The 16089-nt window shown below is 71.1% G+C and carries 12 protein-coding genes; 6 read left to right on the top strand and 6 right to left on the bottom strand.

Going from position 1 to position 16089, the window contains the following annotated elements; all coding sequences use genetic code 11:
* Positions 1-2: 2 nt before the first annotated feature.
* Both QMK30_RS06160 and QMK30_RS06155 read right to left on the bottom strand, forming a co-directional pair.
* On the bottom strand, positions 3-557 hold the full coding sequence (locus QMK30_RS06160) for a thioredoxin domain-containing protein (RefSeq protein ID WP_283516136.1): 555 nt from the start codon (positions 555-557) through the stop codon (positions 3-5).
* A 120-nt stretch (positions 558-677) separates the two neighbouring features.
* Positions 678-1193, bottom strand: a complete 516-nt coding sequence (locus QMK30_RS06155) for a MauE/DoxX family redox-associated membrane protein (protein ID WP_283516135.1) — start codon at positions 1191-1193, stop codon at positions 678-680.
* Positions 1194-1734: 541 nt separating this feature from the next.
* Between QMK30_RS06155 and QMK30_RS06150 the strand changes: the two genes are divergently transcribed.
* Positions 1735-2175 (top strand): guanyl-specific ribonuclease, encoded by a 441-nt coding sequence (locus QMK30_RS06150; RefSeq protein ID WP_283516134.1) that lies wholly within the window; start codon positions 1735-1737, stop codon positions 2173-2175.
* A 318-nt stretch (positions 2176-2493) separates the two neighbouring features.
* Here the strand turns inward: QMK30_RS06150 and QMK30_RS06145 are convergent, their stop codons facing one another.
* Both QMK30_RS06145 and QMK30_RS06140 read right to left on the bottom strand, forming a co-directional pair.
* The gene (locus tag QMK30_RS06145) at positions 2494-3996 is read right to left on the bottom strand and encodes an ankyrin repeat domain-containing protein (RefSeq protein ID WP_283516133.1); all 1503 of its coding nucleotides are present in this window, start codon (positions 3994-3996) and stop codon (positions 2494-2496) included.
* Between the two features lie 23 nt (positions 3997-4019).
* Positions 4020-4916, bottom strand: a complete 897-nt coding sequence (locus QMK30_RS06140) for a hypothetical protein (protein ID WP_283516132.1) — start codon at positions 4914-4916, stop codon at positions 4020-4022.
* A gap of 234 nt (positions 4917-5150) precedes the next feature.
* Between QMK30_RS06140 and QMK30_RS06135 the strand changes: the two genes are divergently transcribed.
* Both QMK30_RS06135 and QMK30_RS06130 read left to right on the top strand, forming a co-directional pair.
* Entirely contained in the window at positions 5151-5936 is a 786-nt protein-coding gene (locus QMK30_RS06135) for a S1 family peptidase (protein WP_283516131.1), read from the top strand.
* A 169-nt stretch (positions 5937-6105) separates the two neighbouring features.
* The gene (locus QMK30_RS06130) at positions 6106-9189 is read left to right on the top strand and encodes an endo-alpha-N-acetylgalactosaminidase family protein (RefSeq protein WP_283516130.1); all 3084 of its coding nucleotides are present in this window, start codon (positions 6106-6108) and stop codon (positions 9187-9189) included.
* Positions 9190-9257: 68 nt separating this feature from the next.
* Here QMK30_RS06130 and QMK30_RS06125 read toward each other — a convergent pair whose 3' ends face one another.
* Positions 9258-9725, bottom strand: coding sequence for a hypothetical protein (locus QMK30_RS06125; protein WP_349362043.1), 468 nt, complete (start codon positions 9723-9725; stop codon positions 9258-9260).
* A gap of 135 nt (positions 9726-9860) precedes the next feature.
* Positions 9861-11642: a glycoside hydrolase family 35 protein gene (locus QMK30_RS06120; protein ID WP_283516341.1), complete on the bottom strand. Its 1782-nt coding sequence runs from the start codon at positions 11640-11642 to the stop codon at positions 9861-9863.
* Positions 11643-11819: 177 nt separating this feature from the next.
* Here QMK30_RS06120 and QMK30_RS06115 point away from each other — a divergent pair, with 177 nt between their 5' ends.
* The 3 genes from QMK30_RS06115 (at position 11820) to pepN (ending at position 15767) form a co-directional block, all read left to right on the top strand.
* A complete protein-coding gene (locus QMK30_RS06115; protein WP_283516340.1) occupies positions 11820-12698 on the top strand; it encodes a helix-turn-helix domain-containing protein in 879 nt (292 codons plus the stop codon).
* A gap of 11 nt (positions 12699-12709) precedes the next feature.
* Positions 12710-13015, top strand: a complete 306-nt coding sequence (locus tag QMK30_RS06110) for a chorismate mutase (RefSeq protein ID WP_283516129.1) — start codon at positions 12710-12712, stop codon at positions 13013-13015.
* Positions 13016-13265: 250 nt separating this feature from the next.
* Positions 13266-15767 (top strand): aminopeptidase N, encoded by a 2502-nt coding sequence (gene pepN / locus QMK30_RS06105; protein ID WP_283516128.1) that lies wholly within the window; start codon positions 13266-13268, stop codon positions 15765-15767.
* Positions 15768-16089: the final 322 nt, after the last annotated feature.

Below are 16089 nucleotides of genomic sequence, written 5' to 3'. Positions count from 1 at the left end.
GCTCATACGGAGGCGACGGCGGGCCGGTCGATGTCGACCTGGTCGGTCATGACCAACAGCCTGCCGTCCGTGGCCCGGTTGATCTTGAGGAGCACGGGGAAGGCCTGCACCTTGCAGGCCTCGGCCAGAGCGTTGCCCCCGACGCCGGTCAGGACCCGGGCCACCGGGCCCAGCGCCGCCAGCATGGGAGCGGCCAGTTCCGCGTCGTCGTCGCCCTCGGCGACCACCGCGGCCAGGATCCGGTCGCGCCCACCGGGCACCGTGCGGGCGTACTGCACGAACCTGGGCAGCTTCTCCTTGCACGGTCCGCAGGTCGGTGAGAAGAACGCCACGACCGTCTCCGTGCTGATCATGTGGTGGTCGGCCGGTTCGCCGTCCACGGTGGTTGCCGAGAACGCTCCGACCTCGTCGCCGGGGGCGAGGGACATCCGGCCGCCGCCCTGTTCGGAGAGCAACTCGGTGTGCTCGCGCAGACGTTTGATGACACCGACGGTGAGCACCAGATCGAGGGTGCAGAGCAGTCCGACGAGTACGACGGTGGCGATGACGAAGGGCACGAGGGGTCTCCATTCTCCTTGCGACGGTCGGGTCTCTTGCGGGTCTTTTGTGGGTCCCTTTCGGGGGTCGTCGGGGCGGTCGGGCGACGGGCGGGCGGCGGGCGGGCCGGAGCGGGCGGGTCAGGACTTCGCACGGAGGGGACGGAACAGGTCGACGATGCTGTCGAGGGCTGCCAGCAGCCCGCCGATGAGCAGCCCGCCCAGAGCCGCGATCACCAGCCCCGCCGGGTGCCCGGCGCCGGTCGTCTGTGCGACGGCCGTGCCGCCCGCCGCGAGCACGGCGAGCACCAGGTTCCGCACGATGTGACGGACGCCGAGCGGGGCCGTCGACGCGCCGAAGCACCGGCAGGCGCTGCGGGTCCCCCTGGCCACGGCGCACCCGACGGCCACGGCGAAGACGAGGAGCAGCACCGCGGCCCACGCGAAACCGAGCCCGGCGGCGCGCGGAGCCGGCATCAGGAGCAGCAGGCACACGAGGAACTCGCCCGCGGCCACGGCGAATGCCAGAAACCGTGACGCCGCGGCGGGAAACGGGCTCAACTCGACGACGGAGCCGGCGAACGCGGCAAAGGAACGCCGGCTCGACACTTTACTGACAAACGCAATCAAGAACACTGTTCCGATCAGGAAACGCATGCCGAGATCTGCGTACTGCACAGGAATCCTCCCGCGGGGATACCGGTATGCGCATGGCCGCGAAATGCCGCGGCCCCGCATACCGGTGCCCCCTATTCGCGTGGAATCAACAACCCGGGCACGAACGCCAGCAGTTGATCGAGCCGCAGTAGGTATTCACACAGCACGCACTGCGCGCACACTGCCAGCACGAGTTGAAGCACTGGCATGCCTTGGTGGATGCCGCGGCCTCCACCTTGGGAACGAACAGGCCCAGAAGCCTGTCGCTCATCGCTTCCACAACCTTGGACATCGATGTCCTCCTTCTTGGAGTCCGGTTCGGTCTCGGGCACTTCGAAGCTAGGGGGTTGTGGAGACGCGGCCCAGGGAATAGCCGTCCGGGACCGGTCCGGGACGCGTCCGGGACACCTCGGACGGCCCGGACAGCGGCGCACGCCGGGCGAAGCGGCGCGCGGCGAAGATCTCCACAGAGGTGAACGATCGGCCAATTCCATGGAGTTGGCGTTGACACGTCAAGCTCTACGCGCGTCATCATGGGCTCATGAGGATCCCCCCACGAATCTCAGCCATCGGCGGCATCGCCGCCCTCGTCACCACCCTCCTTCTCGGCGGGCCGGGTTCGGTCGTCGCCGCGCCTTCCGGCTCCGCCACCCCCACCGTCTCCGCATCTGCCCCCGCGGTGGTAGCCGCGCCCGCCGCGGTCGGCGAGATCTGCTATTCCGCGCTGCCCGCCCAGGCACACGACACCCTCGACCTCATCGAGGCCGGCGGTCCCTATCCGTACGACCAGGACGGGACCGTCTTCCAGAATCGCGAAGGAATTCTGCCGAGCCAGGCCGGCTACTACCACGAATACACCGTCATCACGCCAGGCTCGTCCAACCGCGGCGCCCGCCGCATCGTCACCGGCGACACGGCACGTGAGGACTACTACACCGCCGACCACTACGAGTCGTTCGACCTCGTCGACCACGACTGCTGAGCTGACCACGACTGCCGAGTCGAGCACGGCTGGTAGCGACCTCGGGGGCGATAGCGCGGGCTCCCGACGTCCTGCGACTCCGCCTCCGGCGTTGTCGTCGGTCGACGACGCTCCGCGTCGCCTCCCTCCTCCGCCTTGGATGCGCGCAGGACGCCACTCGCTGATCCACGCCCCATTGCCCCCGAGGTCGTAAGCCGACCAAGGCTGCTGAAAGGCGCCTCGGCGCCGTTCCCGCCCGCCCGGCCCTTTCCGTCAGTCCTTACGGGATTTCGGGCTTTCGGAACAGGACGGGCGGGCAGCCCGCGACGCACTGCCCGTTCACCGGTTGCGCGGCGGCGTCCGTTCCAGGCGGCGCCGCACCGTCTCGTCCTCGACGCACTCCAGCGTCTCCAACGCGGCGGCATACGCGTACCCCCGCGGATCCTCGCGGCCGAGTATCCGCGCCAGCGCGTCGATCGCCCGCGCATCCTGCCGCACCGCCAGGCCCCGCGCCGCCTCCGCCGCCGTGTCCGGGTCCCGGTCGTCCAAGCGGGCCGCGAGGGCCTCCCGGATGTCCGGCGTATCGGCCTCGATACCGGCGAGTGCCAGCGTCGCCCAGTCCCGTACGTCGTCGTCGGGATCCCCGCTGAGCGCGATCAGCGCCGCGGCGCCCGCCGTGTCGTCACCGGGGACCAGGCCGACCAGGGACAGCGCCACCCGGTGGCGCACCTCGGCGTCGGGATGCGATGCGTGGCGCAGGATCTCCGGCAGCGCCGCCGGGTCGCCCTGCTGCCCGAGCCCCAGCACGGCCGCCCTGACCAGCTCGGCGTCCTCGGCCTCCCGCGCCAGCTCCCGCAGCAGCGGCAGCGCGCGCGACGCGAACGGCCTGCTGTCGGCATCGAAGCCGAGCTGCGCCAGCACATCCGCGGCGAACGCCCGCCGCAGCGGATCGCCGCTCGCGCACCACGCGGTCGCGGCCTGGAAGGTCTCCTCGTCGCCGCGCCGCCACAGCGCGGCCACGGCCTCCATCCACTCGTCCCGGTCCGGATCGGCGCCGCGCAACGCCCGCTCGGCCAGCTCCGCGAAGGGCGTCCGTACGCCCAGCTTCTCCTCCAACACGGTGGCTATGGCCGCGTGTCCGGTCTGCTGCTCCTTGCCCGCCACGAGGCTGCCGTCGCGCATCAGCTCGACGACGACGGTCACCCCGCCGTTCTCCTCGATCCGGCGCGTGACCGTCTCGGCCCGCGTCGCCCCGTAGGTGTCGCGCAGCCACTGGCGCAACTCGTCCTCCACGTCCATTTCCAGCCAGTGCCGGGCCTCCGCCAGCGCCTCGCGCTGCGCGGACGCGCCGTGCCGCAGGAGGGTCCGTACCGTCTCGGCCGAACCGCGCCGCGCAGCCAGCACGAGCGGCGGCTCACCGCCAGGACCCGGCAGGTCCGGGTCGGCCCCGTGCTCAAGGAGCGCCTCCACGGTGCCCGCGTGCCCCTGTCCGACCGCCCAGGCCATCGCCGTGAACCCGAACTGCTCCCGCAGGTCGGGCCGCGCGCCCGCCGCCAGCAGCGCCTCCACGACCTCGGTGTGACCGCCGACCGCGGCCCCGCACAGCGGGAGATCGCCGGCCTCCGGGCCGCTCGCCCGGTCGGGGTCGGCGCCCGCGGCGAGCAGCAGCCGCACCATGCCGGGCCGGTCGTTCACGGCCGACAGATACAGTGCGGTCTCGCCCTCGTCGTTGGCCGCCTCCGCGGGTATCCCCGACCGCAGCAGGCGCACCACGGCGTCGTCCTCGCCGCCGTACACCTCGGCGAAGAGATCCTGCGGCGTCGCTGTCGCCTTGGTCGTCATGATTCGACCCTACGTGGGCGGGTTCAGGTGTCGCATTCGAGAATCGTGCGGCACAGCGCGCAGCGGGCCCGCACCCGGCCGCGCACCGGCACACGAATGCGCTGGTGGCAGGTGGGACAGTCGAAGGACACCCGCAGTTGCCCGGCGCCGCCGCTCCCCTCGAAGGCGTACGTCGATGCGCTCCCGCGGGGTCCGCCGTGCTCCTGCGCGTACCGCCGCTCCTTGGCGTACCGGCGGCGGCCCGCCCAGCCCGCGGCCACCAGCGGCGGCTGCCGCTCGTCGCGCCGGGCCAGCGCCAGGCCCTTCGTGTACGCCGTGTACGCCTGCGCGCTGGTGAACCAGGGGGCAGGGTCCTCGCCGAACGCGATCGCCCGCTTCGCCAGGACGTAGCCGAACTCCTCCGGCGTGAGATAGCCGAGCTTCTGGCTGGACGACCCGTCCTCGCGGTACGCGTCGAGCAGCAGCCAGCCCGCGCCGAGGTACGTCGTCACGGTGTCGGTGAGGATCTCGTTGTCCCGGGTGCCCGCGAAGGCCAGGCCCAGGCGGTGCAGCAGGACATGGGTGATCTCGTGGGCGAGAGCCGCCCCGATGTCGTTGCGGTGGGTCCGGAAGCGGGCGTTGAGCTCGATGAAGTACTCGGGGCCCGCGGCCAGCTCGACGCTCGCCGCGTGTTCCATCTCCCGGAAGCTCACGATCATGCGGGCGTCGGGCAGCCGCAGATGCTGCACGAGGGCGCGGGCCACCCGCTGGGTGCCCAGGTGCAGATCGTCCTGGTCGCTGAAGGCGACGTCGACGGGAAAGACGCTCGGGACGTACGAGCGCACACCGTCGTGACCGATCCGTTTGTGGAGCGCGGTGAGGGCGGACCGCACGGTGGTGAGATGCGGATACCCGTGTACCACCGCACTACCGCTCGTCACGACCGCACCCCCACATCCCCCCCCACAGGACGGTGAACAGGTCTCCACTGTAAGCCGATTTCGACGCTCTTGGGGGGCTCCCGGGGGGTGTCCGGAAACCATCCCTTGTCGGGCAGGCGGCCAACTCCACATAATCCAGCAACGCCTTGACGGGCCCATGCCAGCTTTGAGTTGGTGCGGTGTCCGTCGTGCGCAGAGTGACCCCCCACGATCACCCCCACGAAAGGCACTCCGTTGAAGAACGTTCTGCGTGCTTTCAAGAGATACGCCGCAGTTGGCGCCGTGGTCCTCGCCGCCGTCAGCATCCAGCCCACCGGTGCCGTCGCGGCCCCGCCGCCCGCCCCGCCCGTCGTCGGCGGAACCCCTGCCGCCCAGGGCGAGTTCCCCTTCATGGTCCGGCTCTCGATGGGTTGTGGCGGCTCGCTCTACGCCAAGGACATCGTGCTGACCGCGGCGCACTGTGTGAGCCGCTCGGGCAACAACACCAGCATCACCGCCACCGCCGGTGTCGTCGACCTCCAGTCGTCGCGCGCCATCAAGGTCAAGTCCACCAAGGTCCTCCAGGCCCCCGGCTACAACGGCAAGGGCAAGGACTGGGCGTTGATCAAGCTCGCCAAGCCCATCGAACTCCCCACCCTGAAGATCGCCACGACCACCGCCTTCAACCAGGGCGACTTCACCATCGCGGGCTGGGGCGCGGCCACCGAGGGCGGCGGCCAGCAGCGCTACCTCCTCAAGGCGAAGGTCCCCTTTGTCAGCGACGCCGACTGCGCCAAGGCGTACGGCAACGCCCTCACGCCGGCCGAGGAACTGTGCGCGGGCTTCGTCGACCAGGGCGGCACCGACACCTGCCAGGGCGACTCGGGCGGCCCCATGTTCCGCAAGGACGAGGCCAACGCCTGGATACAGGTCGGCATAGTCAGCTGGGGCGAGGGCTGCGCACGACCGGACTACCCGGGCGTGTACACCGAGGTCTCCACCTTCGCAGCGGCCATCAAGAGCGCCGCTGCCGGTCTCTGACCTCAAGGCCCCGAGGCGCTGAAGCACTGAGGCGCTGAGGCTCCGGGGCGGGGGAGGGGCAGGCCGGCGGACCATTAGTCCAAGACCTGTCCCTCTTTTGTCCATAGGCGCCTCCTCCCACGCGGCGCATCGTGACGGGCACGGTCAACCGTCACGAGGAGGAGCCAGCGTGGATTCGTACATACAGGGCCGGGGACCGAGTCGCAGGACCGTGGCGGGTGCGGCCGCACTCGTCGGCATCGGCGCCGTCGTCGGCGCCCCGGGCCTCGCCACCGCAGCCCCGGCAGCCGGCAGCGAGAGCCGGCTGCGCTCCCGTGAGCTCGATGTACGTGTCGACTCCGGCTTCCCGCGCATCGTGTCCTACACCGACCGTGGCACCGGCGCGACACTGCACGCCCAGGAGGATCCGGTCACCTCGGTCCTGATCGACGGAACCGCCCGTACCCCCAAGGTCACCACCAGGGCCCAGTACGACCGGGCCGGGTACACCCTCGCCTTCGACGGCGGCACCGAGATCGGCGTCGAGATCCGCGTCGACGGATGGCAGATCCACTGGCGGGTCACCCGCATCGCCGACACCCCCGCGCTGCGCGTCGGCACCCTCCAGATCCCCGGCCTGGCCTTCCTGTCCGTACGCAGCGACCAGCCGGGCGCGACCCTGCTCGCCGCGCGCGTCGAGATCGACAAGGCCAAGAATGGCGACACCCTGGTCGAGGTCGCCCCGGACACGACGCCCGACGCCGCGCCCAAGGGCTGCGCGTACGCCGTCGTCGCCCACGACCGGCTCGGCGGCGCCGTCGAGACCAACACCACGTACGACAAGCCGACCAGCGCGGACGGCACCACCTGGGAGAACGGGCGGCTGTGGCGGCAGACCGTACAGCGCGACGGTTACGTCAAGGCGCAGGTGACGTGCGGGCAGTGGACCCACCGGGCCGCGACCGCGCCCACCGGCGCCACCGAGCCCCTCCCGTACGCCACCGTCGTCGTCACCCGCGACCGCGACGACGACTCCGTCGTCACCTGGCAGGACGCGGCCATCGCCTTCCGCGACATCATGGTCGACCCGCTCGGCGCCGACGAGCAGCACCTGCGGGTCGTCCCGCACATTCCCTTCAACTTCGCCAGCCAGGCCACCAACCCGTTCCTGCAGACCCTCGACAATGTCAAGCGGATCTCCCTCGCGACGGACGGGCTGCGCCAGTACACCCTGCTCAAGGGCTACCAGTCGGAGGGCCACGACTCGGCGCACCCCGACTACGCGGGCAACCCCAACAAGCGCGCGGGCGGCCTCGACGACCTCAACACCCTCGTCAAGGAGGGCCGCAAGTGGGGCAGCGACTTCGGTGTCCATGTGAACGCCACCGAGTCCTACCCCGTCGCGAACGCCTTCTCCGAGACCCTCGTCGACAAGGCGAACGAACAGTGGGACTGGCTCGACCAGAGCTACCGCATCGACCAGCGGCGCGACCTCGTCTCCGGCGACATCATCAAGCGCTTCAAGGACCTGCGCGAAGAGGCCGACCCCGCGCTCAACATGCTCTACATCGACGTCTTCCGGGAGTCGGGCTGGACCTCGGACCGGCTCCAGCGGGCGCTGCGCGAACAGGGCTGGCAGGTCACCACCGAATGGGGACACGGCCTTGAGCGTTCGTCCCTGTGGTCGCACTGGGCCACCGAGGTGGACTACGGCGGCGACACCTCGCGCGGCGTCAACTCCCAGCTGATCCGCTTCATCCGCAACCACCAGAAGGACGTCTTCGCCGACAAGTGGCCCACCCTGCTCGGCATCCCGCGCACCGGAAACTTCGAGGGCTGGGTCAACAAGACCGACTGGAACGTCTTCTACCGGCTCATCTGGACCGACAGCCTGCCCGCCAAGTACCTCCAGGCGTACCCGGTCAAGACCTGGGCGGAGCACCGGATCACCTTCTTCGGCCCGACGAGGACCACCGTCGACGACGAGGAGGGCACCCGCCGCATCACCACCGACGGGCGCCTGGTGTACGACGACGGGCGCTACCTGCTGCCGTGGGAGCCGCGCAGGGCCACCGACCCGGACAAGCTCTACCACTACAACCCGGCCGGTGGCAGCAGCAGTTGGCAGCTGCCGCGCGGCTGGACCGGCGAGTCGAAGGTGGCGCTCTACCGGCTCACCGACCAGGGCCGGGTGCACGTCCGCGACGTCCCGGTCCGCTCCGGCAAGGTCACCATCGACGCCGACGCGCAGCAGCCGTACGTCCTGCACCGCGGCCGGGTACGGCAGGCGGGTGACCCGCACTGGGGGCAGGCCACCCCCGTGCACGACCCCGGCTTCCACTCGGGAACGCTGAACGGCTGGACGGCCAGTGGGCCCGCCTCGGTGGAGCTCAGCGCCCTGGGGGACTACGAGCTGGTGATCGGCGCGGGCGGCGCCGCGGCCGTCGGGCAGCGCCTCGCACGCCTGGCGCCCGGCACGTACGCCGCTTCCGTGCAGGTCGAGGTCGGCGCGAAGGCGGGGGAGCGGCGCCGGGCCGCCCTCACCGTACGGACCGCGGACGGTGCCACCGCCTCGAATTGGACCGACTCGTCCACGGCCGTCAATCTCGTCGCGGCCGATCGCAAGCACGACACCCGTTTCCAGCGGATGTTCACGTACTTCACCGTCCCGGAGGGCGGCGGCCGGGTCGACCTCACGCTGCGGGCCGCGGCGGGCCACGCGCGCGTGCGCTTCGACAACGTACGGATCGTCCCCGCCACACGCCCCGCGAAGGAAGGGACGGTGGCCTTCGAGGACTTCCAGCAGGTGCCGCAGGGCTGGGGCCCGTTCGTGAAGGGCGACGCGGGCGGCTCCACCGACCCGCGCACCCACATCGCGCAACGGCACGCTCCGTTCACCCAGCGCGCCTGGCACGGCAAGGCGATCGACGACGTCATCGACGGCTCGGAATCCCTCAAGTCGCGCGGCGAGAACGACGGTCTGGTCTACCGGACCGTGCAGCACACCGTCCGCTTCGAGGCGGGCCGGCGCTACCGGGTGTCCTTCCGTTACGAGAACGAGAAGGCCGGCCAGTACGCATGGATCACCGGCGTGGACGAGCCGGCGCCCGGGGAGCTGACGCGGGTCCCGCTGCCCGTGGCGACCGTTCCCACGGTCCTCGCCTACGAGTTCACGGCGCCGGCCGAGGGTGAGCCCTGGGTGGGTCTGCGCAAGGTCGGGGACGACGGAAAGGCGGAGTTCGTACTGGACACCTTCGAGGTGAGCGAGGCGTAGTCGACCGGTAGCGATGCGAAGGACGGGCCCGGCTCACGGAAGCCGGGCCCGTCCTTCGCATGATCCGGCTACTGGGCGCGGCGCTCCCCGGCACGGTCGGATCCGGAGCGCACGGCAAGGGCGCACCAGACGGCCGTCGCCGTCAGCGCGACCGCGGCCACCGCACCCAGCGCCGGCGCCTCCGGCCGCCAGCCCATGGAGATCCGGGTGCCCAGGAGGACGAGCACCACCGCGATCTGCCCCGGGGCGTAGAGCGGCACCCTGAGCGCGGTGGCCCGCATCGCGGCAGCCACCACCAGGCCGGTCACGGCCCAGGCGACCACATACGGCCACACCGCACCCGGAGCGGCGGGCGGCAGCCCGTACTCCTCGGGGCCGATACGGAACAGCGCGCCGACCCACCCCAGGCCCACCCCGAGGGCGGCGATGCCCGCCACCCACAAGGCATGGCGCCACAGCGGGCCGGGCCGCACGGGCTCCTCGTCGTCCGGGGGAGTGATGTCGTCGGGGCTGTAGAGGTCGTGGGATTGGATCACACACGGAAGGACGCGGTTCGGCGACCGGACGTTGCGCGGACGCGGCGGAGATCGCGCAACGTCCGGTCGCCGGTCATGGGCCATGGCGGCACGGGCCGGGCCGGGCCGGCTGGCGCGACGCGGGCCGGTGGAAACTCAACCGAGCCGAACCGTCAACGCCCCCGCTTCCGCTCCGTACACCTCCAGGACCCACACCTCGTTGGCCCCCTCCCGCAGTACCGGCCCCGGAACGTACAACGACCGCTGTGGCCCCACACTCCAGTACCGCCCCAGGCAGAACCCGTTCACCCAGACAAAGCCCCGGGTGAACCCCCGCAGCTCCAGCCCCGCGTCCCCCGCGCCCCGCACATCGAACGCTCCCCGGTACAGCCCCGCCGCCCCTACGGCCTCACCCGCCTCACGGAACGGCACCCGGCCGACCGACTCCGGGTCGTCGAACGCGTCCAGCCGCAGCCCCCGGGCCCGCACCCCGTGCACGTACTGCCGCTCGTGCAGCACTCCACCCGAGATGCCCTTCGACTCGGCGAGACGCGGCCCGTAGTTGACCCGGCCCAGCGACTCCACCCACAGCTCCACCACCGCGGGACCCTCAACCGGCGCCGCCAGAGCCGTGTACGCGTCGGCCCCGCCCGCCGCGCCGTTCAGCACACCCGCCCGCGCCCCGTCGACGTACACCACGGCCAGATCCCGCAGTCCCGTCACGCCCAGCGGATACGCCTGGCGCGGACCGGGCAGCCGCACCCGGTAGCGGACCAGCCCGCGGTCCACCCCCAACTCCTCGAACGTCGGCGGCATCGCGGTCTCCGTCTCCGCGCCCCCGAGCACCTCCAGTACGTCGCCCAGCGGCGCCCACTGGCAAAGCCGCGCGGCGGCCGGCCCGGCCAGCGGGGCGGGCGTGGGAGGCACATCGGGGATCGGGGCGTCGTCGTCCTGGTGGAGCGCGAGGATGTCGCGGAACAGCCAGAACTTCTCCGTGGGCCGCCCGTACTCGTCGATGGGCGCGTCGTAGTCGTACGACGTGACGGTCGGCTGGAGGGCGCCGTCGTGCAGCTCGCCGGAGCGGTTCGCCCCCGCCCAGCCCGCGAAGTTCGTACCGCCGTGCGCCATGTAGAGATTGACGGAGGCCCCGCAGTCGAGGATCTCCCGCAGTGCGTCCGCCGCGTCCACCGTAGCCCGTACGACGGGCTCCGCGTCCCAGTGGCCGAACCAGCCGCACCAGAATTCCATGCACATCAGCGGGCCGGACGGCTGATGACGCCGCAGCACCTCGAACCCCGCACGCGCGCCGGACCCGAAGTTCGCCGTCGCGAGCACCCCGGGCACCGAACCGCCGGTCAGCATGTGATCCTCGGGACCGTCAGAGGTGAACAGCGGTACTGTGACGCCGAGTTCGCGCAGCAGCCCCGTCAGGTGCCGCAGATAGACCTGGTCCGAGCCGTAACTCCCGTACTCGTTCTCGACCTGCACCATGATCACCGGGCCGCCCCGGCCCAACTGCCGCTGCACCACCTGCGGCAGCAGTCGCCCGAACCACCGCTCCACATGACCCAGATACTCGGCGTCGCGCGTACGCACGCGCGTGCGCAGAGCCCCGGTCAACCAGTGCGGCAGCCCACCGTTCTCCCACTCGGCGCAGATGTACGGGCCGGGGCGCACTATCGCCCACAGGCCCGCCTCGTGCGCCGCGTCCAGGAACCGGCCGAGCGCGTGCGCATCATGGAACCTGCCGGGCTGCGGCTCGTGCAGATTCCACGGAACGTACGTCTCCACACAGTTGAGCCCCATGGCCCGCAGCATCGCCAGGCGGTGCCCCCACTGCGCCTCGTGCACCCGGAAGTAGTGCAACGCCCCCGACAGCAGCCGCACCGGCCGCCCGTCGGCCTGAAAGTCCCGCTCACCCACCGTGAAGTCCACCACGGTCCCCGCCCGTCTCTCGCTCATTTGTGGCATCTGCGGGGCCTCACCCACAGCGCCTCACCTTGACCCCCTGGCGGCAGACCGGTCCATGGACAAAGATCAGCGCTGTTTGGACACAAGGAAGCACAACGGCACACAAGGACACCGCCTGAGCACCGGAGGGAGGAAGGAAACGGGATTTACCACACCTGGATGCGCTATTTCACTCCCAGTCCCACCCATCACCGGCTCGGCCTGGTCTGCCTCGGAGTCGGCCTGCAGCACGGCACGCTGCCCACCGTCGGCCCCCGCACCCTCGACCACCACGTCGCCATCGTCATCAGCGCCGGCGCCGGCTGGTTCCGCGGCACCGACGGCCGACACGTAGGCGTCACCGCGCCCGCACTGATCTGGGTCACCCCCGGCACCCCGCACCACTACGGGCCCGACCCGGTCACCGGCTGGGACGAGAGCTTCGTCGACTTCACAGGACCCGCCACCGCGACCTACACCGAACTCGGCTACATCGAACCGGACCGCCCGGTCGTCCCGCTCTCCGACACAGTGGGAGCCCGCGCCGCCGTCAGCCGCATCGCCCGCGCCGCACGCCGCGGCAACCCGCTCCTCGAAGTCGAGACGGGCGCCGCCGTCCATGAACTCCTCGTCGCGCTGCGCCGCGCCCGCGCGGACGTCGGCGCCGACGGCGACCCCGTCCTCCAGTCCCTCGCCCGCGACGCCTTCCAGCCCCTGTCCGTCGCCGAGCACGCCGCGCGCCACGGCATGACCCCCGCCGAACTGCGCACCGCGGTACGCCGCAGCGCCGGGTGCAGCCCCAAGGACTACCTTCTCGGCATCCGCCTCGGCCGCGCCAAGGAACTCCTCGCCGCCACCGAACTGCCCGTCGCGGCCGTCGCCCGCCGGGTCGGTTACGACGACCCGGCGTACTTCTCACGCCTGTTCACCCGGCGTGTCGGGACGGCCCCCGTTCGCTTCCGCGAACAGCAGGGACGCGCGGTCCACGGCGGCTGGAGCACCCAGATACCGGACCCGCGGCATCCGCCGACGATCGCCACGTAAGCTCGCGGACCATGACCTCCAGCGAAATCGACGAGTCCGTCATCGCCGAGCTGAACCGCCTGCGCGACAGCATCGACAACATCGACGCGGCCGTAGTCCACATGCTCGCCGAGCGCTTCAAGTGCACCCAGCAGGTCGGCCACCTCAAGGCGGCACACCAGCTCCCGCCCGCCGACCCGGACCGCGAGGCCCGCCAGATCATCCGGCTCCGCGAACTCGCGGAGAGCGCGAAACTGGACCCGGCCTTCGCGGAAAAGCTGCTCAATTTCGTGATCGCGGAGGTCATCCGCCACCACGAGACAATCGCCCGCACGTAGATCTTGCCTGGGCCCGACCGGGGGCCGGGCGGCCGGCGCCCGAGGGCGCGGCGGTCGGGCCTCTCGCGCCCGGCGTCCGAGGGCCGGACCTCGGCCATATAGAGGGGGCGGGCCGGGGGAGCGCCACGCGGCCACGCGGCCACGCGCCCCCCCACCCGCCGACCACGGGTCCCACAGACCGCACTCCCGCAGACCACCTCACCCCCACAACACAGTGCGCCCCGCGCCCGCCATCAGGCAGCATGTCCCCATGCCCGTACTGACGCGCGACGAAGCGCAGACCCGTGCCCAACTCCTCGACATCCACCGGTACCGCATTGCCCTGGACCTGACCCGTGGCGAGGAAACCTTCGACTCCCGCACCGTCATCCACTTCACCGCGCGCACCGCCGGGGACACCTTCGTCGAGCTCAAGCCCGCCACCCTGCGCACCGTCACACTCGACGGGCAGCCGCTGGACCCCGAGGCGCTCGTCGAGAACCGCCTCGAACTGACCGGCCTCACCATCGGCGAGCACGAGCTGCGCATCGACGCGGACATGCGCTACTCCCGTACCGGCGAAGGCATGCACCGCTTCACGGACCCCACCGACGGCGAGACGTACCTCTACACCCAGCTCTTCATGGAAGACGTACAGCGCGTCTTCGCCGCCTTCGACCAGCCCGACCTCAAGGCCGTCTTCGAGCTGACCGTCACCGCCCCCGAAGAGTGGACCGTCCTCGGCAACGGCATCGCCGAGCACCACGGCGAAGGCCGCTGGAAGATCGCCCCCACGCCCCTTATCTCCACCTATCTCGTCGCCGTCGCCGCAGGCCCCTGGCACTCCGTACGCACCGAACACGCAGGCCTGCCCTTCGGCATCCACTGCCGCCGCTCCCTCGCGCCGTACCTGGACGCCGACGCCGACGAGATCCTCGACATCACGCGCGCGTGCTACGACCGATACCACGAGAAGTTCGAGGAGCCCTACCCCTTCGACTCCTACGACCAGGCCTTCGTGCCGGAGTTCAACGCGGGCGCCATGGAGAACCCCGGCCTCGTCACCTTCCGCGACGAATTCATCTACCGCTCCGCCGTCACCGACACCGAACGCCAGACCCGGGCCATGGTCATCTCGCACGAGATGGCCCACATGTGGTTCGGGGACCTCGTCACCCTCCAGTGGTGGGACGACATCTGGCTCAACGAGTCCTTCGCCGAATACATGGGCTACCAGACGCTCACCGAAGCCACCCGCTTCACCGACACCTGGACCGACTTCGCCGTCGCGCGCAAGGGCTGGGGATACGACGCCGATCAGCGCCCCTCCACCCACCCCGTCGCCCCGGACCCCGACGCCGTCCCCGACACCGCGTCCGCCATGCTCAACTTCGACGGGATCTCCTACGCGAAGGGCGCATCGGCCCTGCGCCAGCTCGTGGCCTGGCTCGGCGAGAAGGACTTCCTGGCGGGCATCAATACCCACTTCGCCCGCCACAAGTTCGGCAACGCCACCCTCGCCGACTTCATCGAATCCCTCGCCCACACCACGGACCGCGACGTCCACGCCTGGGCCCAGCAGTGGCTCCGCACCACCGGCGTCGACACCCTGACCCCCGACCCCACCGAAGCCGATGGCTCCTGGTCCCTGAACATCACCCACGACGGCAGCCGTCCGCACCGCATCGCCGTCGGCACCTACGACCACACCCTCGGTGAACCGACCGCTCCTGAACGGCTCGTCCTGCGCGACCGCTTCGAGATCGACATCCCGCAGAGCGACTCCGACAGAACGTTCCCGGGCCGCCGTCCCGCCCTCGTCCTCCTCAACGACGGCGACCTCACCTACGCCAAGGTCCGTCTGGACGCCGTTTCCTGGGACACCGCCGTACGTTCCCTCTCCGGCCTCCCCGACCCGCTGACCCGCGCCGTCGTGTGGAACGCCGCCCGGGACATGGTCCGAGACGGCGAACTGCCCCCGGGCGCCTACCTGGAGGCCGCCCGAGCCCACCTCCCGTACGAGACGGACCTGGCGATCGTCCAAGGGGTCCTCGTCTTCGCGGCCACGCAGATCGCCGACCGCTATCTCATCGCCACCGAGCGCCCCGCGGCCCTGGCCACCCTCACGACGATCTGCCGCGACCTGATCCGCCGCACCGAGGACGGCAACGCGCCCGGCCTGCGCCTCACCGCCGTACGCCACTTCATCGACGCGGCAACGCAACCCGACACCATCCAGGACTGGTTCGGCTCTGGCAGCGTATCCGGCGGCCCCGAACTCGACCCCGAGTTGCGCTGGCGCATCCTCCGCCGCCTCGCGGTACTCGGCGCCACCGACGAAGCAGCGATCGCCGCGGAGCTCACCCGTGACCCCAGCGCCACGGGCGAGGAAGGCGCGGCCCGCTGCCGGGCGACGCTGCCCACGCCCCAGGCCAAAGCCGCCGCGTGGTCGAGGATGTTCGAGGAGGACACCCTCTCCAACTACCTCTTCACGGCCACCGCCCAGGGCTTCTGGCAGCCCGAACAGGCCGACCTCGTAGGGGAGTACGTCACCCGCTACTACCAGGACGCCACGGCCCTGGCCGACCGCCGCGGCCCCGCCATTGCCGAGGCCACCGGCCGCTACGCCTTCCCGCTCTTCGCGGTGGACGCGGACGCGCTCAGCCTGGGCGAGGAATTCCTCCGGGACAACGGCATGATCCCGGCCCTGCGCCGCAAACTGGCCGACCAACTGGACGACCTGCGCCGAGCATTGGCCGTACGAAACAACTGAGGCACCGCAGAACCACCGGGCGGGCTCGTAGGACACCACGAGCCCGCCCATTTCAGCCGTCCGGCGTTTGAGGACCGGGACCGGTACGTGAGTCGGCCACTCCCACCCCACCCCGCACGGTCTGACCGCCCCTCCAGCCATCCGGCGTCTGAGGACCGGAGTCTGGGGCGGAGCCCCACCACGCGGCGGCAGCCGCAAAAAGACACAGGGGGAAGGGGCGGGTAGGCGACCCGCACCCGCACCCGCACCCGCACCCGCACCCGCACCCGCACCCGCACCGCACCCCCGCACCGCACCCCCGCACCGCACCCCCGCACCGCAC

The organism is Streptomyces sp. H27-C3, from assembly GCF_030063415.1.
Taxonomy (GTDB): domain Bacteria; phylum Actinomycetota; class Actinomycetes; order Streptomycetales; family Streptomycetaceae; genus Streptomyces.
Note: the sequence above shows the minus strand (reverse complement) of the source record. Positions and strands in the feature narration are given on the sequence as shown.

What these genes read in the sequence shown, in the direction of transcription:
- QMK30_RS06155 (WP_283516135.1), bottom strand. Translation starts at nt 1,193, where the DNA reads ATGCGTTTCCTGATCGGAACAGTGTTCTTGATTGCGTTTGTCAGTAAA.
- QMK30_RS06150 (WP_283516134.1), top strand. Translation starts at nt 1,735, where the DNA reads ATGAGGATCCCCCCACGAATCTCAGCCATCGGCGGCATCGCCGCCCTC.
- QMK30_RS06145 (WP_283516133.1), bottom strand. Translation starts at nt 3,996, where the DNA reads ATGACGACCAAGGCGACAGCGACGCCGCAGGATCTCTTCGCCGAGGTG.
- QMK30_RS06110 (WP_283516129.1), top strand. Translation starts at nt 12,710, where the DNA reads ATGACCTCCAGCGAAATCGACGAGTCCGTCATCGCCGAGCTGAACCGC.
- pepN (WP_283516128.1), top strand. Translation starts at nt 13,266, where the DNA reads ATGCCCGTACTGACGCGCGACGAAGCGCAGACCCGTGCCCAACTCCTC.